1 protein-coding gene is annotated in these 267 nt (G+C 48.3%); it reads left to right on the top strand.

Annotation, left to right across the window (positions count from 1 at the left end):
• Positions 1-40: 40 nt before the first annotated feature.
• The coding region (locus tag A3761_RS05700) for a flagellar basal body rod protein FlgC (RefSeq protein ID WP_369808181.1) at positions 41-267 on the top strand (227 nt) is incomplete at its 3' end.

Raw genomic sequence — 267 nt, 5'->3', positions numbered from 1 at the left:
CGCCCGAAAGCCCATCTTTTCGGCTGTCCAAGAAGATGCCATGCGCCAGGCAGTTGGTGGGGATTTCTTACAGCAGACGCCTGAGTCGGTAGGTGTTGAAGTAAAAGGGATTGTTGAAAGTGATGCACCTTTGGATATGCGTTACCAGCCTGACCACCCGTTGGCTGATGAGCAGGGATATGTGATGTACCCGAATGTAAATGTCGTTGAAGAGATGGCTGACATGCTTTCTGCTTCTCGAAGCTTTCAAACCAATATTGATGTAAT

Source organism: Oleiphilus sp. HI0123, assembly GCF_001635315.1.
Note: the sequence above shows the minus strand (reverse complement) of the source record. Positions and strands in the feature narration are given on the sequence as shown.